The 23127-nt window shown below is 72.7% G+C and carries 12 protein-coding genes and 1 pseudogene; 3 read left to right on the top strand and 10 right to left on the bottom strand.

The window, feature by feature from the left end:
• From ACWDZ7_RS30220 to ACWDZ7_RS30235, 4 genes are all read right to left on the bottom strand, one after another.
• Positions 1 to 229: alpha-amylase family glycosyl hydrolase (locus ACWDZ7_RS30220; protein ID WP_451801343.1), on the bottom strand; the 229-nt coding region annotated here is incomplete at its 3' end.
• Positions 226 to 2247, bottom strand: a complete 2022-nt coding sequence (locus tag ACWDZ7_RS30225; protein ID WP_451801345.1) for an alpha-1,4-glucan--maltose-1-phosphate maltosyltransferase — start codon at positions 2245 to 2247, stop codon at positions 226 to 228. The genes ACWDZ7_RS30225 and ACWDZ7_RS30220, both read right to left, overlap by 4 nt.
• Before the next feature lie 398 nt (positions 2248 to 2645).
• Complete coding sequence (locus ACWDZ7_RS30230; RefSeq protein ID WP_451801347.1) at positions 2646 to 4982, bottom strand: protein kinase domain-containing protein; 2337 nt, start codon at positions 4980 to 4982, stop codon at positions 2646 to 2648.
• A 58-nt stretch (positions 4983 to 5040) separates the two neighbouring features.
• Positions 5041 to 7635, bottom strand: coding sequence for a protein kinase domain-containing protein (locus ACWDZ7_RS30235; RefSeq protein ID WP_451801348.1), 2595 nt, complete (start codon positions 7633 to 7635; stop codon positions 5041 to 5043).
• Positions 7636 to 7791: 156 nt separating this feature from the next.
• Between ACWDZ7_RS30235 and ACWDZ7_RS30240 the strand changes: the two genes are divergently transcribed.
• Together ACWDZ7_RS30240 and glgP are read left to right on the top strand one after the other, a co-directional pair.
• On the top strand, positions 7792 to 9177 hold the full coding sequence (locus ACWDZ7_RS30240; protein WP_451801349.1) for a carboxylesterase/lipase family protein: 1386 nt from the start codon (positions 7792 to 7794) through the stop codon (positions 9175 to 9177).
• 160 nt (positions 9178 to 9337) lie between these two features.
• Positions 9338 to 11965 carry an alpha-glucan family phosphorylase gene (glgP, locus tag ACWDZ7_RS30245; RefSeq protein ID WP_451801350.1) on the top strand — a complete coding sequence of 876 codons (2628 nt, stop codon included), beginning with the start codon at positions 9338 to 9340 and terminating at the stop codon, positions 11963 to 11965.
• Between the two features lie 75 nt (positions 11966 to 12040).
• Here glgP and ACWDZ7_RS30250 read toward each other — a convergent pair whose 3' ends face one another.
• From ACWDZ7_RS30250 to ACWDZ7_RS30265, 4 genes are all read right to left on the bottom strand, one after another.
• A complete protein-coding gene (locus tag ACWDZ7_RS30250) occupies positions 12041 to 13672 on the bottom strand; it encodes a M4 family metallopeptidase (RefSeq protein WP_451801351.1) in 1632 nt (543 codons plus the stop codon).
• A gap of 248 nt (positions 13673 to 13920) precedes the next feature.
• On the bottom strand, positions 13921 to 15963 hold the full coding sequence (locus ACWDZ7_RS30255; protein WP_451801353.1) for a M4 family metallopeptidase: 2043 nt from the start codon (positions 15961 to 15963) through the stop codon (positions 13921 to 13923).
• A 325-nt stretch (positions 15964 to 16288) separates the two neighbouring features.
• Positions 16289 to 18193 carry an ABC transporter ATP-binding protein gene (locus tag ACWDZ7_RS30260; RefSeq protein WP_451801354.1) on the bottom strand — a complete coding sequence of 635 codons (1905 nt, stop codon included), beginning with the start codon at positions 18191 to 18193 and terminating at the stop codon, positions 16289 to 16291.
• Positions 18190 to 20088 carry an ABC transporter ATP-binding protein gene (locus ACWDZ7_RS30265; RefSeq protein ID WP_451801356.1) on the bottom strand — a complete coding sequence of 633 codons (1899 nt, stop codon included), beginning with the start codon at positions 20086 to 20088 and terminating at the stop codon, positions 18190 to 18192. Before ACWDZ7_RS30265 ends, ACWDZ7_RS30260 begins: the two co-directional genes overlap by 4 nt.
• Positions 20089 to 20231: 143 nt before the next feature.
• On the opposite strand from ACWDZ7_RS30265, the pseudogene ACWDZ7_RS30270 reads away from it, so the two are divergent.
• Positions 20232 to 20544 (top strand): annotated as a pseudogene (locus ACWDZ7_RS30270) (response regulator transcription factor); the annotation flags it as partial.
• A 7-nt stretch (positions 20545 to 20551) separates the two neighbouring features.
• On the opposite strand, the gene ACWDZ7_RS30275 reads toward ACWDZ7_RS30270, so the two are convergent.
• Together ACWDZ7_RS30275 and ACWDZ7_RS30280 are read right to left on the bottom strand one after the other, a co-directional pair.
• On the bottom strand, positions 20552 to 21928 hold the full coding sequence (locus ACWDZ7_RS30275; RefSeq protein ID WP_451801358.1) for a carbohydrate-binding protein: 1377 nt from the start codon (positions 21926 to 21928) through the stop codon (positions 20552 to 20554).
• Positions 21929 to 22087: 159 nt separating this feature from the next.
• Entirely contained in the window at positions 22088 to 23044 is a 957-nt protein-coding gene (locus tag ACWDZ7_RS30280; RefSeq protein ID WP_451801359.1) for a LysR substrate-binding domain-containing protein, read from the bottom strand.
• Positions 23045 to 23127: the final 83 nt, after the last annotated feature.

A 23127-nucleotide genomic window follows, 5' to 3' on the forward strand; every position in this document is an offset into this window, starting at 1 on the left:
GCAGCGGGGATTTGAAGAAGGGCGGCAGCCACAGGCAGTCGACGCCCAGCCATTGCAGGTAGTCGAGTTTGGCGGTGATGCCTTTCAGATCACCGATGCCGTCGCCGTTGCTGTCCTGGAAGGAACGGACGAGGACTTCGTAGAACACGGCGCGTTTGAACCAGTCGGGATGCCGGTCCTTGGCGGGAGTGTCCTCGAAGGTGTCCTGCACGGGCTCATTGACGATCATGGTGTGGGTGACCCTCCGATCGACGGTGAGGACGGTCGCAGGACGCGGAAGATGTGCGCGGGCGCGTGGCCCGGCTCCAGGCGCACATAGTTGGCCCTGCCCCAGTGGTAGGTCTCGCCGGTGAGCTCGTCGCGCACCGGCACGGACTCGTGCCGGTCGAGGCCGAGCTGCGGCATGTCCAACGAGACCGTTGCCTCCTGGGTGTGGTGGGGGTCGAGGTTGGCCACCACCAGAACCGTGTTCGAACCGTGCGCGCCCGCGGCGGACTTCGAGTAGGCGATCACCGCGTCTTTGTCCGTGGGGTGGAAGTGCAGGTCCCGCAGTTGCTGGAGGGCGGGGTTGGCCCGCCGGACACGGTTCAGCTCGGTGATGAGCGGAGCGATCGTGTCGCCGCCGCGGGCCGCGGATTCCCAGTCGCGCGGCCGTAGTTGGTACTTCTCCGAGTCCAGGTACTCCTCGCTGCCCGGCCGCACGGGGGTGTTCTCGCACAGCTCGAACCCGCTGTAGACGCCCCAGCTCGGCGAGAGGGTGGCGGCAAGCACCGCGCGCACCTCGAAGGCCGGGCGCCCGCCCTCCTGGAGGTAGGCGTGCAGGATGTCCGGGGTGTTCACGAAGAAGTTCGGACGCAGGAAGTGCGCGGTCTCGCCCGTCAACTCGCGGAGGTAGTCGGTGAGTTCCTCCTTGGTGTTGCGCCAGGTGAAGTACGTGTACGACTGCTGGAATCCGATGGCCGCGAGGGTGTGCAGCATCGCGGGGCGGGTGAAGGCCTCGGCGAGGAAGAGCACGTCAGGGTCGGTGCCGTTGACCCGGGCGATCACCTCCTCCCAGAACACGACGGGCTTGGTGTGGGGGTTGTCGACGCGGAAGATCCGCACCCCGTGCCCCATCCAGAACCGCAGCAGCCGCACCGTCTCGGTGATCAGCCCCGGCATGTCCCGGTCGAAGGCGAGGGGGTAGATGTCCTGGTACTTCTTCGGCGGGTTCTCCGCGTACGCGATGGAGCCGTCCGCCCGGTGCCGGAACCACTCCGGGTGCTTGTCCACCCACGGGTGGTCGGGCGAACACTGCAACGCGAAGTCCAGCGCCACCTCCAGACCCAGCTCGCCCGCGCGCCGCACGAACGCGTCGAAGTCGTCGAGGGTCCCCAGGTCCGGATGGACGGCGTCATGGCCGCCCTCCGGCGAACCGATCGCCCACGGCACGCCCACGTCGTACGGGCCGGGGGAGAGGGAGTTGTTCGGGCCCTTGCGGAACGTGGTGCCGATCGGGTGGATCGGCGGCAGATAGACCACGTCGAAACCCATGTCGGCGACCGCGGGCAGCCGCTCGGCCGCTGTGCGGAACGACCCCGGCACCGGCGCGGCCCCCTCACGGACGACGGCACCCTCCGAACGCGGGAAGAACTCGTACCAGGACCCGAAAAGCGCCCGCCGCCGCTCCACGACGAGCGGGAACTCCGGTGACGACGTGATGAGTTCGCGCAGGGGGTGCCGGGTGAGCACTGACTCCACCTCGGGGGTGAGGGCCGCCGCGAGCCGGGCCGCCGGTGGGCGGCCCGTGTCGCGCAGCGCCTGGGCCGCGCCGAGCACGGCGGCCCGCTGGGCCCCGGGGACCTCGGCGGCGGCCCGTTCGTGGAGGCGGGCGCCCTCCTCCAGGACCAGGTCCGTGTCGAGGCCGGCCGGTATCTTGATCCGCGCGTGGTGCCGCCAGGTGGAGACCGGGTCGCCCCACGCCTCCACGGCGTACGTCCAGCGTCCCTCGGCGTCCGGTGTGACGTCCGCGCCCCACCGGTCGGTGCCGGGCGCCAGCTCCCGCATCGGGGTCCAGGGCCCCGGGCGGCCCTCGGGATCACGCAGGACGACGTTGGCGGCGACCGCTTCATGGCCTTCGCGGAAGACCGTGGCGGTCACCTGGAACGTCTCGCCCGGCACCGCCTTCGCCGGTTTTCGGCCGCAGTGGACGGCCGGCCGGACGTCCAGAACGGGGATGGTCGGTTGCGGGGTCGAGCCAAGTGGCATGTCTGACCGCTCCTGTCCGCGTGCACGGATACGGGGGTGTGGAGAGGTTCCGTGGTGCGTGCCGACCGCGGCGGGCCGGAGTGCGTACCGCAGGAGCCTTCCCACCCGCTCCGGGTGGGCAATCCGGCGCTTTGTTAACTACTAGTGCGTAACGGCACATGCAAGACCGGCCCCGCCGCGGAGGGCGTGGCCGGTCCGAAAATGCACTGTTTGGTACGGGCCAGGCGCATATGCCCTGCGGGCCCGGGAGGCGCGGGGGCCGCGGGCCGCCGCGTCGAGCCGGGAGGGGCGGAGCCGCCGGTGCTCGGGTGTGGGGCCCCGGCCGGGGCGGTGGGCGCGGTGCCGTGATGGCCGAAAGCGGCCGGGGTGGCCGCGGCCTCCCCCGGTGGCCGGGCGCGTCAGGGCGCGTAGCCCGAGAGGATCCTGCCGTCGTCGGTGGCGGCGAAGAGGGCGCCGCCCGCGTACAGGGCGGCGCCGAGCGGCCGGCGGTCGTCGTACTCCGTCCCGCCGTCGGGGAGGGGGATGTTCTTCCTGCGGTACGAGTCCAGGTCGTCGGCCGTGGAGCGGCCCCACATCTCGTACAGGCCCACGGCGAGGACCCTTCTGCCCGCCAGGGCCACCGTCGCGGTGTCCTGCGGGGCGCCGTACCGCCACAGTCGTCTGCCCGTACGCCAGTCGTAGGCCGACATGTAGTGCGTGACGGGGTCGCCGAGGTCGGCGTTGCGGGTCGTCACGACCAGGACGCCCGCCTCGCCCACGACCGGCGGGAGCGCGGGTTCCAGGCCGGGGGCCAGGGTGCGGCGCGTGGCCAGCGTACGAGGGTCGAGCTGGCGGATCCCGGGGGCGTCCTCGCCCCAGCACAGGAGGGACGCGCGGTACGCGAGAAGGCCGGAACAGGGCTGCTGCGGGGCGCTACGGACGACTTTGCCGTCCTCGGCGGAGAGGGTCAGGACACCCTTGCCCTCGATCGCCGCGTACAGCCGGTCGCCCTTGACCAGAAGCGCGTGCTGCACCTTGGCGGGCAGGCGCGGCGACTTCCACAGCTCCCGGCCGTCGCTCGCCCGACGGGCGCGGACATGTGCCTTCCCTACGCCCGTCGCCTCGTCCGAGAAGCCGAACTCCGCAGTGTAGACGACCCCGTGGGCGTAGGTGAGCGCCATGACCGCCGCGTCGGTGGGCATCGGCTCGCGCCAGCGTTCGGTGCCCGAGGAGAGGTCCACCGCGATCACGCCCCGCTCGCTGGGGACGTACACCCGCTCGCCGTCGCTCTCGGGCGGCAGCGTCTGGACGCCCTGCAGATCGCCGCCGCTCACCGGGAAGCCGCGCGATGTCCAGCGGTGGCCGCCGGTCGCCGCGTCCAGGGCCGTCGCGGCGCCCTTGCCGTCCCGGCACACCAGCGTCGACGCCACCAGGACACAGCCGTTGCCCTGGTCGTCCAGGCTCTTCGGGCGCGCCACCGACCAGGGCTTCCAGCCCTTGGGGCGGGCGGACGCGCGGGTCGTCGCGGCGCCGAAGTCGCCGGTGCGGCCGGGGTTTCCGTACTCGGTGACGATGCGGGGCGCGTTCGCCGTGCCCGTGCCCTTGCCTGTGCCCTTGTCGTCCGGGCTGCGGCCCGCCTCGGCGCCGCCGCTGCTTCCGCCGCCCCCGTTACCCCCGTCGTTCCCGTCGTTCCCGGGGAGCAGCACCGCCGCCAGGGTCACCGCGACGGCAGCCGATGCCGCCGCGAGGATCCAGGGCCGGCGGCGGCGGGCGGCCGAGGGGTGCGGGGCAGGACCGTCCGTGCCCGTCCCCGCGCCCGTCACCGTGTCCGCCGCCGCGAACGACTCCCGCGTCAGCGCCTGTTCGCAGCGCGCCACCGCCTCCCGGTGCTCGGCGAAGAGGGAGAGCACCGTGCCCGGCCACGGCACGGCGGTCCCCGCGGCATCCGCGGCATCCGCCAGCCGGTCGGCGAGCCCCGCCGCGGTGGGCCGGTCGCCGGGCGCCTGGCGAAGGCAGTCGGTGACGACCTCACGTACGCCCTCGGGCACGGCGGAGACATCCGCGTCGCCCTGCGCGATGCGGAAGATCACCGAGGCCAGTTCCTGGTCGTCGAACGGGCCGCGCCCCGTCGCCGCGAAGCACAGCACCGCGCCCAGCGTGAACACGTCGGAGGCGGGCACCACCGCGTGGCTGCCCTCGATCTGCTCGGGCGCCATGAAACCGGGCGTGCCCACGACCATCCCCGCGGTCGTCAGCGCCGTCGCGTCGAAGGCCTGCGCGATGCCGAAGTCGATGAGGGTCGGGCCCTCGGGGGTGAGGAGGACGTTGCCCGGCTTCAGGTCGCGGTGCAGGACCTCGGCGGCGTGCACCGCGGCGAGCGCGCGGGCCAGACCGGCGCCGAGCGCGCGCACCGCGTCGGCCGGCAGCGGCCCGCACCGGCGCACCGTCTCCGCGAGCGAGGGCCCCGCGACGTACTCCGTCGCCAGCCACGGGATCTCGGCGTCCGCGTCCCCGTCGAGCAGTTCGGCCGTGCCCGGCCCGGACACCGCGCGCGCCGCCGCGATCTCCCGGCGGAAACGCGTCCGGAACTCCCGGTCGATTTCGAGGTCGGGCCGCACCGTCTTGACCGCGACGAGCGGCGCGCCGGGCCGTGGCTCGCGGGCGAGGTGGACCTCGCCCATGCCGCCCGCGCCGATGAGGGCGATCAGCCGGTACGGGCCGACGTGGCGCGGCGGCCCGGACAGGGGGTCGAGCACGGCTCCTCCAAGGGGCGACGTACGTAGGGAGGTTGCTGCGGGGCGCGGGGCGCGGGGCTCAGGAGGGCAGCTCGACCGAGACGACCGTGCCCTGGTCGTAGACGATCGTGGCGACGTTGCCCAGCGGCAGGACCGTCGGCGGCTTCGGCTGGTCCGCGACGACCGTGCCGGTGTCCTCGGGCGGCTTCGGGTCGCGGTTGCCCGGGGCGCCGGGGACCTCGACCGTGCGTACCTCGCCGGACGCGGTCAACGGCACCGTGCGCAGGGTGGTGTTGTCGGCGGTCAGGGCGCGGTCGCCGATGATCAGCGCTCCGGAGGAGACCGGGCGCTTGATGAGGTGGTCGACGACGGTGAGCGGTTCCTCGCGGATGATCCGGCCGTTCCTCGCGTCGGCGACGAGCAGCTTGCCGCCCGTCGTGTCGTACGCGAGGGCGGCGCGGGGAGCGACCGCGCTCACCACGATGTCCAGACCAGGGTGGCCGTCTGCGCCGATCGGCGGGGCCTTGAAACCGAACTTCCCCTTGGCGGCGAGCGTGCGGGGGTCCAGCTTGGTCACGCGGGTCTGGGGATCGGCGGTCGGGTCGTCGAAGTCACCGCTGTCGCCGATGACCTGGGAGCACAGGAGCCGGTCCGACGCCGTGTCCGCCATGAGGGTGCGGCACTGGCCGTCGTCGTAGACGCCGCCCACGCGGTCGCCCTTCTTCTCGTCGATCGCGATGACGCCGTCCTTGGAATCCGCGTAGACGACGCCGTCGTACGCCAGCTCCGCCGTGTAGTTGCCCTGCTCGGCCTTGGCCAGGGACCCGGTGGCGAGGTCGTACGTCCATACGGCGGCACCGCCGCGCTCGCGCGGGAACGCCTGGACCGTGGCGCCCGTCGGGCCGTCCGCGCTGTCCGGTGTGCCCTCCGAGGAGACGATCAGATGGCCGTCGGTGAGCAGGGCCGATGTGACCTTCTTGCCGACGGGCGCACCGGCGGTCCACCGCACGTCGCCGGTCCGCGAGTCGCGGACCTGGACACGCCCCTTGTACGTGATGACGGTCGTCCCGCCGCGCACCACGGGCCTCTGGCCGTCGCCCGGCATGAAGAACGCCCCGGTCGGGCCGATGTACGCCTCGGCGTTCCTGTCCCGGTCCTGCGCCGAGCGGCCGTCCGACGTCCACAGCCGGTGCCCGTCCGCGGCGTCCCGCGCCTCGTACGTGCCGTTGGTCAGCAGACAGACGAGAGCTCCGGTGTCGGCCGCGCAACTCATCGGCGCGTGCCCGAACTCGGCCCGCCACGGCTTCCAGCCCTTGGGGCGCTGCTCCTCGTACTGCGGGACCTGGCCGCTGCGGTCGGCGGTGCCGGACGTGTCGACGCCCGCGCGGGCGATGAGCCGGTCGGAGGACAGGGAGGGCTTGTCGGCGCCCGGACTCCGGGCGCCGGGCGCCTCGCCCCCACTGGTGGAGCCACTCCCCGCGCCGCCTTCCCCGGAGCCCGGGTCACCCCCGCGCAGGGCGAGCAGCGCACCGACAGCGGCGCCCGCGACGGCCACGGCGAGAACGGTGACGATGGCACCGCGTCGCCCGACGCCACGCCGGGACGGCGGTGCGGGCGGTGCGGGCGGCGCGGAACTCATGGTGGGCAGCCCGTGCAGCTCCGGGCCGCCGGGCGCGGCCGGGGTCTGGGTGGGGGTCTGCGTCGGCGGGTGCGCGGGGCCGGCCGGTGGCGCGGGCAGGGGCAGCAGGGGCTGCCCCGAGGCACACAGCTGCTCGGCGTCACGCCGCACGCCGGCGATGTCGACGAGCACGGCACCGGGCCACGGCGCCGCCCCTTCGGGCCTGCTGCCGGATTCCCCACCGTCCGTGCTCCCCAGCGCAGCCAACCGTGACGCCACCTCCGCCGGCTCCGGCCGCTGGGCCGGGTCCTGTGCCAGACAGGAGGCGATGAGGCCGCGCAACCGCTCCGGCACGGAGGACAGCTCCGCCTCGGCGCGGGACACGCGGTACAGGACCGCCGCCACCGGGCCGCCCCCGAACGGGTCACTGCCGGACGCCGCGTAGGCCAGGAGCGAGCCGAGGCAGAACACGTCGGAGGCGGCCACCACGTGGCGGCCGCCCGCCACGTGTTCGGGGGACATGAAGCCGGGCGTGCCCACGAGCAGACCCGTCGACGTCATGGTGGTCGCGCCGAGCGCCCGCGCCACGCCGAAGTCGATGAGCTTGGGCCCCGCCGCGCCGAGCAGGACGTTCGCGGGCTTCAGGTCACGGTGCAGGGCGCCCGCCGCGTGCACGGCCGCCAGCGCGCGGGCCACCCCGGCGCCGAGCGCGGCGACGGAAGCGACGGGCTGCGCGCCGTGCCGCCGTACGGCCTCGGCCAGGTTCGGCCCGGCGACGTACTCCGTGGCGAGCCACGGCTGTTGTGCGTCGGCGTCACCCGCGACGAGGCGTGCGACGTAGGGGCTGTCGACGGACGTCGCCACCGCTATCTCGCGCCGGAAGCGGGCCCGGAAGGCGGCGTCGCCCGCGATGTCCTTGCGGATCGCCTTCACGGCGACGAGCGCGTCCGTTTCGTACGGCCCCGGCGTGGCCAGGAAGACCTCACCCATGCCGCCCGAACCGAGCCGGGCCAGCGTCTCGTACGGCCCCACCCGCAGCGGCGAAGAGTCCCGCAACCGGCCGATCATGCGCTCCGCCCCCCGTGTTTCTGTTGTAAATTCCTGTGCCGCGGCAGCAGTTCACAGAGCACAGAGATTACAGCGGGTGCGGGCCCATGGTCAGAGGGTTGCCGCTCTTGCGGACCTCGCGGACTCTTGCGGATACGGCCGAATGTGCTGTCCGCTCCTCCCACGCCCGAGCCCCCCGTCGTCACCACCACCCACGGCCCCGTCCGCGGCGAGCACCGCGCCACCGGCGGCGTCCGCTTCCTCGGCATCCCCTACGCCGCCCCGCCCGTCGGTGCCCTCCGCTTCGCGCCGCCCGTGGAGCCGATGTCATGGGCCGAACCGCTGGACGCGGTCGCGTACGGGCCGACCGCACAGCGCCGTGGCCTCGGCGCGGGTGCCACGATTCCCGAGCCGTCGATCCCCGGCGACGGCAGCATCCTCAATCTGAACGTCTTCACGCCCGCCCCGGAGCCCGCCCCGTTCCCCGCTCCGGATGCCACCGCGGCGCTCCCCGTCCTCGTGTGGATCCACGGCGGCTCCTACGTCGCGGGTTCCCCCGCGAGCCCCTGGTACGACGGGGCCGCGTTCAGCCGCGACGGCGTCGTCCTCGTCTCGATCGGCTACCGGCTCGGCATCGAGGGCTTCCTGCACCTGGCCGACGCCCCGGACAACCGCGGCGTACGCGACTGGATCGCCGCCCTGGAGTGGGTGCGCGACAACATCGCCGCGTTCGGCGGCGACCCCGCGAAGGTCACCGTCGCCGGGCAGTCGGCGGGCGGCGGCGCCGTCCAGACGCTGCTGGCGACCCCCACCGCGCGCGGCCTGTTCCGCGCGGCGATCGCCATGTCCGCCTCGCTGATGGAGCCGCAGGAGCGCTGGGCGGGCCTTGCCGTGTCCGAGCTGTTCACGCGGCGCACCGGCGTGCCCGCCACCGCCGCGGCGCTGCGCGCTCTCCCCGACGAGCGGCTCCTGGAGCTCCAGGACGCGGTGAACGCGCCGGGCCCCGACCGCGTGGAACTCCCCGGCCTGCTGCTCGCCCCTTTCGCCGACGGCGAGCTGGTCCCGCGTCCGGTGCTGACCGAGCTGACCGAAGGCGAGCCGGGCGCGGACGTGCCGCTGCTGCTCGGCTTCACGCGGCACGAGTTCCACGCGTACGGCGGTCAGGAGCTGACCGACATCGTCTTCCGCACGCCGAACCTCAAGGTCGCCGAGGCGCGTGCCGCGCGCCGACGCCCGACCTGGCTGTACGAATTCGGGTGGACCTCGCCCGCGCCGGGCAGCGGCCAAGGGTTCGCCTTCCACTGCCTGGACCTGCCCTTCGCGTTCGACCTGCTCGACGCCGAGGGGGTCACCGCGGCCGCCGGACAGAGCCCGCCGCAGCGTCTGGCCGACGCGATGCACGCCGCCCTGGTCGCCTTCGTCCGCGATCTCGACCCGGGCGGGGCATGGCCGCGCTATACGCTGGCCCGCCGCGCCACCCGGCTCTGGGAGGACGGGCCGCGCCTGGTGGACGACCCGTTGCGGGCGGAGCGGGAGAGCTGGTTCCGCTGATGAGGGCCGCTCGGCGCCCCGCCACGGGGCGCCGGACCGCGGGACGTGCGCCCTGTGCGCCGTGGTGGCGGAAGGCGGGCCGCCGCTACCTTCGTGTCGCGTAGGTCGATATGTGCCGCATCCCCGTGAATCCCCGCGAATCCCCGCGAAGGTGGAGACCGTGAAGGCAATCCGTCGTTTCACCGTACGTCCCGTCCTTCCCGACCCCCTCGGTCAGCTCGCCGAGCTGGCCCGCAACCTGCGCTGGTCCTGGCATCCGCGCACCCGTGAACTCTTCCGGTCCGTCGACCCCGGCCTGTGGGAGGCGTCCGGCTGCGACCCGGTGCGGCTGCTCGGCGGCGTGCCGTCCGCACGCCTCGCCGAGCTGGCCCGTGACGAGGACTTCCTGCGGCGCCTCGGCGAGGCCGCCGACGAGCTGCGCGAGTACGTCACCGGAGAGCGCTGGTACCAGGAGCAGGCAGGGGGGCACGGGCAGCCGCCGCGCGCCGTCGCGTACTTCTCGCCGGAGTTCGGCATCACCGCCGCCCTGCCGCAGTACTCCGGCGGCCTCGGCATCCTTGCCGGGGACCATCTGAAGGCCGCCAGCGACCTCGGCGTGCCGCTCATCGGCGTCGGGCTGCTCTACCGGCACGGCTACTTCCGCCAGTCGCTGTCCCGCGACGCCTGGCAGCAGGAGCACTATCCGGTCCTGGACCCGAACGAACTCCCCGTCGCCCTGCTCCGCGAGCCCGACGGCACGCCCGCCCGGGTGGCGCTCGCCCTGCCCGGCGGGCGCTCGCTGCGCGCCCACGTGTGGCAGGCGCAGGTCGGCCGCGTACCGCTGCTCCTGCTCGACTCCGACGTCGAGGAGAACGACCCCGGCGAGCGCGACGTCACCGACCGCCTCTACGGCGGCGGCAGCGAGCACCGGCTGCTCCAGGAGATGCTCCTCGGCATCGGCGGCGTCCGCGCCGTACGCACGTACTGCCGACTGACCGGCCACCCCGAACCGGAGGTCTTCCACACCAACGAGGGCCATGCCGGGTTCCAGGGACTCGAACGCATTCACGAACTGGCCTTCCAGGGCGTGGAGTACGACGCCGCCCTCGAAGCGGTCCGCGCCGGGACCGTCTTCACCACCCACACCCCCGTCCCCGCCGGCATCGACCGCTTCGACCGCGAACTGGTCGCCCACCACTTCGGGCCCGCCGCCGAACTGCCCCGCATCGACGTCGGCGACATCCTGCGGCTCGGCATGGAGACGTACCCGGGAGGCGAGCCCAACCTCTTCAACATGGCGGTGATGGGCCTGCGCCTCGGCAGCCGCGCCAACGGCGTCTCCACGCTGCACGGCGCGGTGAGCCGCGAGATGTTCGCGGGCCTGTGGCCGGGCTTCGACCCCGAAGAGGTCCCGATCACCTCGGTCACCAACGGCGTGCACGCCCCCACCTGGGTCGCCCCCGAGGTCCTCGCGCTCGGCGCCCGCCAGATCGGCGAGCGGCGCACCGAACACGCCCTGTCGGTGGGCGGCTCCGACCGGTGGGACGCGGTGGCCGACATCCAGGACGCCGACATCTGGGAGCTGCGCCGCACCCTGCGCGGCCAGCTGGTCGACGAGGTCAGGCGGCGCCTGCACGCCTCCTGGCGCCAGCGCGGCGCCGCCACCGCCGAGCTGGGCTGGATCGACGAGGTCCTCGACCCGGACGTCCTCACCGTCGGCTTCGCGCGCCGCGTCCCCTCGTACAAGAGGCTTACGCTCATGCTGCGCGACCGGGACCGGCTCATGGAGCTGCTCACCCACCCGGAGCGGCCCCTCCAGATCGTCGTCGCGGGCAAGGCCCACCCGGCGGACGACGGCGGCAAGCGGCTCATCCAGGAACTGGTGCGCTTCACCGACGACCCACGGGTGCGCCACCGCGTCGTGTTCCTGCCGGACTACGGCATGGCGATGGCGCAGAAGCTCTACCCGGGGTGCGACGTCTGGCTGAACAATCCGCTCAGGCCCTTGGAGGCGTGCGGCACGAGCGGCATGAAGGCGGCCCTCAACGGCTGCCTCAACCTCTCCGTCCTGGACGGCTGGTGGGACGAGTGGTTCGAGCCCGACTTCGGCTGGGCCATCCCCACGGCGGACGGCGCCGCCACCGACGACGACCGCCGCGACGACCTGGAGGCCGCCGCCCTCTACGACCTCCTGGAGCGCCGTATCGCCCCCCGCTTCTACGAGCGGGGCCCCGGCGGCCTGCCCGACCGGTGGATCGAGATGGTCCGCAGGACCCTGACCCGGCTCGGCCCGAAGGTCCTCGCGGGCCGCATGGTCCGCGAGTACGTCGAGGAGCTGTACGTCCCCGCCGCCCACGCCCATCGCGCGCTCGACGTCACGGCCGCCGTCGAACTGGCCGCCTGGAAGGCCCGCGTCCGCGCCGCCTGGCCGCGTGTCGCCGTCGACCACGTGGAGGCGTCGGCGACCGGCGCCACCGCCGAACTGGGCGCCACGCTGTCCCTGCGCGTGCGGGTGTATCTGGGGGAGCTGACCCCGGACGACGTGGAGGTGCAGGCCGTCGCGGGGCGGGTGGATCCGGAGGATCACCTCGCCGATGCCTCTCCGGTGCCGCTGAAGCCGGTCAGCGGGCCCGATCAGGAGGGGCGCCGGGTGTACGAGGGGCCGCTCGCCCTGGACCGGACGGGGCCGTTCGGCTACACGGTACGGATTCTGCCCTCGCACCGGCTGCTGAGCGGCGGGGCCGAGCTGGGGCTGGTGGCCGGCCCCTCGGAGGCCACGGGGGAAGAGGCGGGGGTGCTGATGCGGTGACCCGTTCGCGGGCCGCCTGTGGCTGAGCGCGCGGCTCCCCGCGCCCCTTGCGGGGCACGGGGAGCCGCCCGTGTGCTACTTGACGTTGACGCCGGCCCAGGCCGCCGCCACGCGCTTGTACTCGGTGGAGTTCGCGCCGTAAAGGTCCTTCGCGGCGCGCAGCGTGCCCTTACGGGCCGCCTTGTAGTTGGTGGTCGACGTGAAGTACCTCGTCAGGGCCCTGAACCAGATCTTCTCGGCCTTGCCGCGCCCGATGCCGAGGACCTTGGAGCCGTCGGCGGTCGGCGAGTTGTACTGGACGCCGTTGATCCGCTTCTTGCCGCTGCCCTCGGACAGCAGGTAGAAGAAGTGGTTGGCGATGCCCGAGGAGTAGTGGACGTCGACGTTCCCGGCGCCGGCGCGCCACTTGTCCAGGGAGGCGCCGTCCTTGCTCGGCTTGTCCATGTAGCGCAGCGGGGAGCCGTCGCCGTTGATGTCGATCTTCTCGCCGATGAGGTAGTCGCCGACGTCCTTGGAGTTCTTCGCCCTGAACTCCACGGCGGCGGCGAAGATGTCCGAGGTGGCCTCGTTGAGGCCGCCGGACTCGCCGCTGTACTCCATGTTGCCGGTCGCCGAGGTGACGCCGTGCGTCATCTCGTGGGCCGCGACGTCGATCGAGGTGAGGGGCTTCTTGTTGCCCTCGCCGTCGCCGTACGTCATGCAGAAGCAGCTGTCGTCCCAGAAGGCGTTGACGAAGTTGTTGCCGAAGTGGACCCGCGAGGTCGCGCCCTTGCCGTCGCCGTTGATGCCCTTGCGGCCGTGCACCGACTTGTAGTAGTCCCAGGTGAGCTGGGCGCCGTAGGCGGCGTCGACGGCGGCGGTCTGCGCGTTTGAGGGCTTGCCGTTGCCCCAGACGTCGTTGGCGTCCTTGAAGAGCTTGCCCGAACCGCTCTCCGCGTGCTTCATGTCGAAGGTGCGGTGGCCGCCGCGGGCCTTGTCGGTCAGCTCGTAGCCGCTCGTGCCCTTCTTCGAGCCGACCTTGACCTTGCCGCTGTACTGGCTGTTGCCGGTGCCGTTCTCGATGTCCTGGTACTGGTACAGCTTCTTGCCGGTCGCGGCGTCCGTGATGACGTGCAGCCTGCTGGGCGTGCCGTCCTTCTGCACACCGGTGACGACCGTCTCGTAGGCGAGGACGGGCTTGCCGGAGGCGGCCCAGATGACCTTGCGCGGGGCCCGCGCGTCGGCCTGCGCGGTCTTCGCCTTCGCGGCGGTCGACTCGGCGGACTTCGCGACGGAGGACTTGGCGAGCTTCGCGTCGGTGGAGGGGACCTTCACGGACGCCTCGGTCGCCTTGGTGACGCCCTTCACCTCACCGCTCTTCGCGGTGTGCACGACGAGGTCGCCGCCGAGGACGGGCAGGCCGTCGTAGGTGCGCTCGTAGCGGGTGTGGGTGGTGCCGTCGCCGTCCTTGACGACGTCGCGGACGACGAGCTTCTCCTTGGCGCCGAGACCGATCCGGTCGGCGGTCGCCGATCTGTCGGCCTTCGCGTCCTGGAGGAGGGCAGCGCGGGCCGACGTCGACAGGGCGCCGGGCGCGCCGGGGGCGGCGGCGTTCTTGTCCGGCTGGGCGGAGGCGCCGGTGGTCAGTCCGGCGGTGAGCAGCGCTCCGGCGGCGACGGCGGTGGCGATCACGAGCGTCGAACGCTTACGGGATATCTGGGAGGTCACGCAGGCTCCTTTTGCGAGGGATGCGGGGAAGCGTGTCATTCGGGCCAGGTACATGTCAGGGTTCTGACGCGATATTGGCCGGAAATGATCCGTTGAACGGTGGTCAACATACGTAATGCGGACAGGGCCTGAACGGGCAGGGCCCCGGAACGCGCGCACCGCCCCGGGGATTTGATCACCCGGGGCGGCGGCGTGTCTCGGTGCCGATCAGAACTTCCGTGCTGGGCGGGGCTTACGGGAATGGTGACTTACGGGAAGGTGACCTTCCAGCTGTTGATGTAGCCGGTGTCCTGCGCGGCCTTGTCCTGGACCTTCAGCTTCCAGGCGCCGTTGGCCACCTCGGAGGAGGCGTCGACCGTGTAGGTCTCCTTGACGTTGTCCGCAGAGTCCGAGGAGCTGGTGCTCTTCAGGCGGTACGCCGTGCCGTCCGGGGCCACCAGGTCGACCTGGAGGTCACCGCGCCAGGTGTGCACGATGTCGACGCCGACCTTCAGGGCGCTGGGCGCGTTGCCGGTGCGGCCGGTGACGTCGACGGTGGAGGTGACCGCGGCGCCGTTGTCCGGAATGGAGACGTCCGTGGTGTTCTCGAACGAGGTGCCGCCGGGCTCCTCGCCGCCGGGGCGGGCGCCGACGTTCACCGCGGCCCAGGCGTGGGCGACCGCCTTGTACTCGGTGCTCGTCGTGCCGTACAGCTCACCGGCCACCGCGAGCGTCCCGGTGCGGGCCGCCGCGTAGTTGGTCGTGGTCGTGAACTTCGTGGTGAGCGCCTTGAACCAGATCAGCGACGCCTTGTCCCGGCCGATCCCGGTCACCGGCAGGCCGTCGGAGGTCGGCGAGTCGTACTGGACGCCGTTGATCTCCTTCTTGCCGCTGCCCTCGCTCAGCAGGTAGTAGAAGTGGTTGGCGACACCCGACGAGTGGTGCACGTCGATGTTGCCGATGCCCGAGTACCACGAGTCCTTGGACGAGCCGTCCTTGCTCGGCTTGTCCATGTAGCGCAGCGGGGTGCCGTCGCCGTTGATGTCGATCTTCTCGCCGACGTTGTAGTCGCCCTTGTCCTGCGGGTTGTTGGCATTGAACTCGACGGCCGCCGCGAAGATGTCCGAGGTGGCCTCGTTGAGGCCGCCGGACTCGCCGCTGTAGGTCATGTTGCCGGTCGCGGCCGTCACGCCGTGCGTCATCTCGTGGGCCGCCACGTCGATGGAGGTGAGCGGCTTGGCGTTGCCCGCGCCGTCGCCGTACGTCATGCAGAAGCAGCCGTCCGACCAGAAGGCGTTGACGTAGTTGTTGCCGTAGTGGACCCGCGAGTACGCGCCGACGCCGTCGCCGCGGATGCCGCTGCGGCCGTGCACGTTCTTGTAGTAGTCCCAGGTCAGCGCGGCGCCGTAGTGGGCGTCGGCGCCCGCGGTCTCCAGGTTGGAGGGCAGGCCGTTGCCCCACACGTCGTCGGCGCCCGAGAAGAGGGTGCCGGTGCCGGAGGTGCCGCGGTTCAGGTTGTACGTCTTGTGGTTGCCGCGGGCGGTGTCGGTGAGGGTGTAGTTCGACCCCGACTGGGCGGTGCCCAGCGGCACTTGGCCGCTGTACTGCGTGTTGCCCGTGCCGTTCTCGATGCCCTGCCACTGGAAGAGCTTCTTGCCGGTGGCGGCGTCGGTGACGACGTGCAGCTCGTTCGGCGTGCCGTCGTGCTGGAGACCTCCTACCACGGTCTCGTACGCGAGGACCGGCTTGCCCTTGGCCATCCACACGACCTTGCGCGGCGCCCGGTCCGCTTCGGTCTTCTTCGAGCCCTCGGCCTTCGCGGCGCCGAGCGCCTGCTTCTCCGCGGCCGACGCCTTGACCTCGGCGCTCATGTCGATGCCCTTGAGCCGCGCCTTGGCGGCCTTGGTGACGCCCTCGGTCTTCCCCGACTTCGCGGTGTCGACGACCAGGTCGCCGCCGAGGACGGGCAGACCGTCGTAGGTGCGCTCGTAGCGGGTGTGGACCGTGCCGTCACGGTCCTTGGTGACGTCGCGGACGACGAGCTTCTCCTTGGCGCCCAGGCCCAGGTCCTCGGCGGTGTCCGCCTTGGTGGCGTTTGCGTCGCGGATGAGCTGCGCGCGCTGGGCGGGGGAGAGCTTGGCGGCGAGCGCGCCGGGGTCGACCTTGCCGAGCTTCTGGGCCGCGGCGGGGGCGGCCTTCGCCGCGGGGTCGTCGGCCGATGCGGGGGCCGCCTGGACGGCGACGGCCAGCAGGGCGGCGACTGCGGAGAGGGCGCCGGCGGCGGCGACACGTCTGTGGGAGGTGCTTCTCAACACGGACTCCTTCTGCGCGGCCGCGGCGGTGCGCGGCCAGAGCTACCGGACGGCTGGATCGCCGTCCGGGCAGAGCGAGGCGGTACGCAGAACTGGGCGGTGCACAGGGGGTGTTGCGTGTGTCACGGGCATTACGAGTGGTGCACGAGAAACCGTCGCGTTGTTGAAAACCGTGCGGCGGTCGAGGGGAAGAGTGACACCGGAGGGATGTTCCTGTCAGGAGCGCATCAAGAGTTGGCCGGAATCAGTCCGTTGGCCGGTGGCGCACGTTCGGTATCCGGAGGTTGCCCGCAGGTGGCTCCAGGGGCTGCCTCCGGCCGACCGCTCAGCTCACCACGCTCTCCCGCCACGCACGGTGCAGGTCCGCGAACGCCCCGGTGTCCGCGATGAGTTGAGCCGGGCTGCCGTCCTCCACGACGCGGCCGTGCTCCATGACGAGCACCCGGTCGGCGATCTCCACCGTGGAGAGGCGGTGGGCGATCACCACGGCGGTGCGGCCGTGCAGGACCGTGTGCATGGCGCGCTGCACGGCCCGCTCACCTGGGATGTCCAGGGAACTGGTCGCCTCGTCGAGGATCAGTACCGCCGGGTCGGCGAGGAGCGCCCGCGCGAAGGCCACCAGCTGGCGCTGGCCCGCCGAGATCCGGCCACCGCGCTTGCGTACGTCCGTGTCGTACCCGTCCGGCAGCGACGCGATGAAGTCGTGGGCGCCGATGGCCTTGGCGGCGTGTTCGATCTCCTCGCGGGTGGCGTCGGGGCGGCCGATCGCGATGTTCTCGGCGACGGTCCCGGAGAACAGGAACGCCTCCTGCGTCACCATGACGACCCCGCGCCGCAGCTCGGCGCCGGCCAGTTCACGCAGGTCGACGCCGTCCAGGAGGACGCGGCCGTCCGTCGGGTCGTAGAAGCGGGCCAGCAGCTTGGCCAGCGTGGACTTGCCCGCGCCGGTCGAGCCGACCACGGCGACGGTCTGCCCGGCCGGCAGCGTCAGATCGAAGCGGGGCAGCACCTCACCGCCCGTGCGGTACGCGAACCGCACCCCCTCGAACCGCACCTCGCGGCCCGGGTGCGCCGAATCCGACGCGGGCAGCGGACGCGCGACGGCCGCCTCCGGCTCGGGCACGGTCGGGGTCTGGGCGAGCAGCCCCGCGATCTTCTCCAGGGACGCGGCCGCCGACTGGTAGGAGTTGAGGAACATGCCGAGCCGGTCGATCGGGTCGTACAGCCGCCGCAGATAGAGCACGGCGGCGGCCAGCACGCCGAGCGCGAGCCCGCCGTCCGCCACGCGGTGCGCGCCCCACAGGACGATGGCGGCGACGGCGACATTCGCGACGAGCCGCGAGCCGACCACATAGCGGGCCATCTCCAGCATCGCGTCGCCGTTGGTCCGCTCGTGCCGGCGGTTGAGCACGGCGAACTCCGCGTCGTTCGTCCGCTCCCTGCGGAAGGCCCGCACCGGCCGGATGCCGTTCATGGTCTCCGCGAACTTCACGATGACGGCGGCGATCGCGGTCGAGCGGTCGCGGAACATCGCCCCGGCGCGCCGCTGGTAGAGGCGTACGAGGAGGTAGAGCGGCACGAAGGACACCACGGCCAGCGCGCCGAGGCCCATGTCGAGCCAGAGCAGCATCGCCGAGATGTAGACGAAGGAGAGCAGGACGGTGATGAGTTCCTGGAGGCCCTCGCTGAGCAGTTCGCGCAGCGACTCCACGTCGGTGGTGGAGCGGGAGATCAGCCGTCCCGAGGTGTACCGCTCGTGGAAGTCGACGCTGAGCGCCTGCGCGTGCCGGAAGATGCGGCCGCGCAGATCGAGCAGCACGTCCTGGTTGACGCGCGCGGAGGCGACGATGAACGCGTACTGCAGGGCGCCCGACGCGCCCGCGCAGAGCAGATAGCCGACGGCGACCGCGATCAGCGGGCCGTAGTCGTCGGCGCGTACTGCGGGCACGCCCCGGTCGATGGCGTACGCGACGAGCAGCGGTCCGGCCTGCACGACGGCCTGCTGGACGAGCAGCAGCACGGCGGCCAGGAGGACGCGGGCGCGCAGCGGCGAGAGCAGCGAGCGCAGGAGCGCGCGGGTGGCGCCGGGCGGCGTGGGCAGATCGTCCTTGTCGAACGGGTCTTCGGGGCCGACCGGCTTGTGGAGTACGGGGCCCGGGGCACGGTCGTCGGCGGGCTCCGGCCGCTCCGGTTCCGCGGGCCGTGACGTGGACGTCGACGAGGTGGTCATCGGGCAGCCTCCTCGGCAGTGTGGTGGGTGTCGGCGCCGGACATCAGCCAGGCGTACTCCGCGTTCTCCCGCAGCAGTTCCTGGTGGGTGCCGACGGCGGTGACGCGGCCGCCGGAGAGCAGCGCGACGCGGTCGGCGAGCTGGACCGTGGAGGGGCGGTGGGCGACGATCAGCGCGGTCGTGTCCGCGAGGACCCGCCGCAGCGCCGCCTCCACCAGCGCCTCCGTATGGACGTCGAGCGCGGAGAGCGGGTCGTCCAGGACCAGGAAGCGGGGGCGGCCCACGACCGCGCGGGCCAGCGCGAGGCGCTGACGCTGGCCGCCGGACAGGCTCAGGCCCTGCTCGCCGACCTGCGTGGCGGTGCCCTGGGGCAGGGAGTGCGCGAAGTCGGCCTGCGCGACGTCCAGGGCGCGGACCAACTCGGCGCGGCCTGCGCCCTCTTCGGCGCCCATCAGGACGTTCTCGCCGACCGTCGCCGAGAACAGCGTGGGCTCCTCGAAGGCGACCGCCACCAGCGTGCGCAGGCGCTCGCGGTCCATCGCCGCGATGTCCTCGCCGTCCAGGGTGATGCGCCCGCCGGTCACCTCGTGCAGCCGTGGCACCAGCGCGGTGAGCGTCGTCTTGCCGCTGCCGGTCGCGCCGACCAGGGCCATGGTCTCGCCGGGGCGGATATGGAGGTCGATACGGCTGAGGACCGGTGGCGCGTCCGGCGGGGCGTCGGGATAGGCGAACTCCACGCCGTGAAACCGGAGCCCGCCGTCTCCCGGGGCGGCGGAGGGGGCGGGGGTGGAGGAGGAGGCGGAGGCGGCGGAGGTGGAGGCGGCGAGGGAGGAGGCAGTGGAGGCGGAGGAGGGGGCAGCGGCGGCAGCGGTGGTGGCGGCGGCCGCGGCGACGGCCGGTTCCTCCGGCTCCGCGTCCAGCACCTCGAAGTACCGCTCCGTGGCCGTCGCCGACTCCTGGCTCATCGCCAGCAGGAAGCCGATCGACTCCACCGGCCAGCGCAGCGCCAGTGCCGTCGACAGGAAGGCGACCAGCGTGCCCGCCGACAGGTCGCCGTCCGCGACCCGCACCGTCCCGAGGACGAGCGCAGCCCCGATCGCGGCCTCCGGAAGCGCCATGATCGCCGCGTTGACCGCCGCGAGGATCCGCGCCTTGGCCAGCTCCGTGCCCCGCAGGGTGTGCGACAGCTCGCGGAACGCCCGTGCCTGGCTGCGGTGGCGGCCGAAGCCCTTGATGATGCGGATGCCGAGCACGCTCTCCTCGACGACCGTCGTCAGATCCCCGACCTGGTCCTGCGCGCGCCGCGCCACCGCGGTGTACCGCCCCTCGTAGTACGCGCACACGATCACCATCGGCGCCACGGGCGCGAGCAGCACCAGGCCGAGCGTGAAGTCCTGCCCGAGCAGGATGATCACGCCGACCACGATCGTCACCCCATTGACCAGCAGGAACGTCAGCGGGAACGCGAGGAACATACGCAGCAGCATCAGATCCGTGGTGCCGCGCGAGAGCAACTGCCCCGACGCCCACCGGTCATGGAAAGCTACCGGCAGCCGTTGGAGATGGCGGAAGAGATCCGCCCGCATCGACGCCTCCACGCTCGCCAGCGGCCGGGCGACGAGCCACCGCCGCAGCCCGAAGAGCAGCGCCTCCGTCACACCGAACAGAAGCAGCAGGAGCGCCCCGAGCCACACCCCCGCCCCGTCCCCGTCGGCCACCGGGCCGTCCACCATCCACTTCAGTACGAGGGGGAGGACCAGGCCCGTGCAGGAGGCGACGATCGCGACAACCGCCGCGAGGATCATGCGAGTTCGGACCGGCCGCACATACGGCCACAGGCGCAGCAGTATCCGTACGGTGGACCGATCCTTGGTGGGGGAATCTGTTTTCGGCATCAGGAGCGAGCCTACGGATCGCCACTGACAGAGCCCACCGAGTTTCGGACCGTACGGGGTACTCCGATGGTCGTAAGTCCCGGGGAGCGGCCCAGGGGTCGTACCCCCGCCATCAACCGATCGGCTGATGTCCCTTCGAGCGCGACCTGCGCATGCCCGGCGGCGGCGTCGACGCGATGACCGAGCTGACCCGGCGCGGGGCGGTCCTGTCGCCCGCGGTCGCCTCCCGGCTCGTCTCACGCGTACGCGCCCTCGGCAACGAACCCGCTGAGCACCCGTGAGAGGGAGGTGCTCGCGCTCGTCGCCGAGGGCACGCCGAACCGCGCCATAGCCGCGGAGCTGTTCATCAGCGAGGCCACGGTCAAGACGCACCTCACCCACATCTACGGCAAGCTGGGCGTCAAGGACCGTGCCGCGGCTGTCGCGAGGGCGTACAGCCGCGGCATCCTGAGCTGACCGGCCGCTACGCCTGCTGCCAGAGCGCCGGAGTGTTCGGCGGCTCCCAGCCCGGCTGCGCCTGGTGCGGCTGGAGGCAGTGGTACGTCGAGCCGCCGTACGTAACCGAGTCACCCGCGGCGTACACCTTGCCCGCCGCCCAGGTGCCGCCCGGCTCCGGCTCGGGGCCCGGTCCCGGGTCACCGCCCGTGGTCTTCAGCGTGAGGCCGAACTGCTGGAGCAGCGGGTTGATCGGCTGGTGGAACGTCGTACCGCCGCTGCGGCAGTTGCCCGAGCCGCCGGACGTGACACCCTGCGCCTGGCTGCCGGAGATGTAGGAGCCGCCCGAGTCGCCGGGCTCCGCGCAGACCGTCGTCCTGGTCACACCGGTGATGGTGCCCTCGGGGTAGGTGACACTGGTGTTGTGCTGCGAGATCGTGCCGCAGTGCCACCCCGTAGTGGAGCCCGACCGGCAGATCGACGCACCCACCGGGGACTGTGTGGAGCCCCCGACGCCGATCCGCTGGCCACCCGGGCCCTTCACGTACGGGGTGGCGGTCCACTGGGAGTTCGTGGCGACCCAGGCCATGTCCCTGCCGGGGAAGATGGACGCCTGGAACGTACCCTGGGCCACCCGGTTGTAGCCGGTGGTCGCCGTGCCCGCGCGCCCGCAGTGCCCCGCCGTGGCGAAGCCCTGCTGCGCGCCCTTGGTGATGGAGAAGCCGATGGAGCAGCGGCCGCCTCCCATGTAGTACGGATCGCCGCCCACGAGGTCGTACAGCGGGCGGGGCCGTTCCCTGGTCTTCTCCACGTGTACGAGGGAGGAGTCGACCCCCGCGGCGGAGACGAGGGACTTGGCGGCCGACACCTGTACAGCGCGCACCACGACCGCGTTCGAGCGCACGTCGACGTACCAGACGGGCGCGTCACGCGTCGTCGCCTTCTTCGCCGCGCGGTCCAACCCGGCTTTTGCCGCGTCCAGTTGGGCCACCGAGTACGGCACGACACGCGCCCGCGCGCCGCGCGCCTCGATGAGCGGGACGTCGGCGGCGTCGGTGGTGGCGACGGTGAGCCGCTGGGATGTGGCGCCGTGCACCCAGGCGCCCGCGAAGTCACGGCCGAGCGCGTTCCGCAGGGCTCCCGCGTCGGCGCCGGCCTCGGCCTCGTTGACCAAACGGGCCTTGGCCTGCGCCGACGTGAGGCCGAGATCGCGCCGCATCGCCTGCAGGACTCCGGGAGAGGTCTTGCCGACGGCGACGCTCTCGGCGGGGGAGGGGAACGGGGAGGTGGTGGCGGGGTCGGTCTGGGCGGCGGCGCTGCCGGGCAGCCCGGCGAGAACCAGCGCGCCGGCCGCGACGAGCGTGGCGCAGGCCGCCGCGGCACGTCTGTGGGGTATGGGGAGCATGCGGGGATCTCCTCGGGGGCGAGGGGTGAGCGGGGATCGCCCCACACCGTAGAAGCCTCAACTGATCGCTCGACAGCTGTCAGTCGACCCCGGTACACGGCGTTATGGAAGACACGGGGAGCCCACCACGGCCCGTTCCTACGGGGAGCAGGGCCGCTCCTACGGGCGAGGCGTCACGGGGGCCGCCGCCAGCCACGCCGTGTAACTCTCGCTGCGGGCCGCGGCCTCCGCGTGGACCGCGCGGGCCTGGGCGAAGACACCGGCCGCGGTGTCATGGGCCGGAGCCGCCGGGTGCCAGCCGAGCACATGCCGCCAGTACAGCGGCGTTCCCGCGAGCGGCCTGGTCACCAGGCCCGGCGTCGGCGGGAAAGTGGCCCGGCAGAGCCCCACCGCCCGCCCCACCTGCACCAGATGGACGCAGGAGGCGACATCCGTCTCGTACACCCGCGAGGGCGTGAACCCCGCACGCGCGCACGCCGCCGTGAAGCAGTCGCCGAAACAGCCGTCCCCCGGCACGTCCGTCCACGCCTCGTCGGCCAGCAGCGCCAGGTCGATCTCCTGGCAGCCGGCCAGCGGGTGGCCGGTCGGCAGCATGACGAAGACGGGGTCACGGCCCACCTCCCGCCACACGAGCAGCTCGCTCTCCGGCGGCGCGCTCGCCCCGCACGTCCCCACCAGCGCGAAGTCCAGGCGCCCGGCGGCCGTGCGGGCCGCGATCTCCCGCTCGGACCAGGAGGTGTGGGTCGACACCGGCACCCCCGGATGCGCGGCGGCGAGCCGGTCCACCAGGGCGCCCAGCAGCGGCCCGTGCGTCGCGCCGAGCCGGAACCCGGCGCCGCCCTCCCAGGCCCGCGCGAACCGCTGCGCCTCCTCCCGCAGCCCGCTCACCGCGGGCAGCACGACCCGGGCCCGCGCCAGCACGAACTCACCGAGCGCGGTGGCCCGCACCCCGTGCCGGCCCCGCTCGAACAGCTCCCCGCCGAGAGCGCGTTCGATCCGCTTCAGCTGTGCGCTCAGGGCGGGCTGGGCGAGCCCGAGCGCGGTGGCCGCCTTGGTGAGGCTGCCCGCGTCGGCGATCGCCCGGATCGTCTTCAGGTGCCGCAACTCCAGGTCCATGGCCCGAGCTTGGACCTGGGCCGCAGGCGCGGCAATACTCCGGTCTGGACCAAGCGGCGCACAGCGAAATGGAACAGCGTATT

This window comes from Streptomyces sp. NPDC003032 (genome assembly GCF_053591415.1).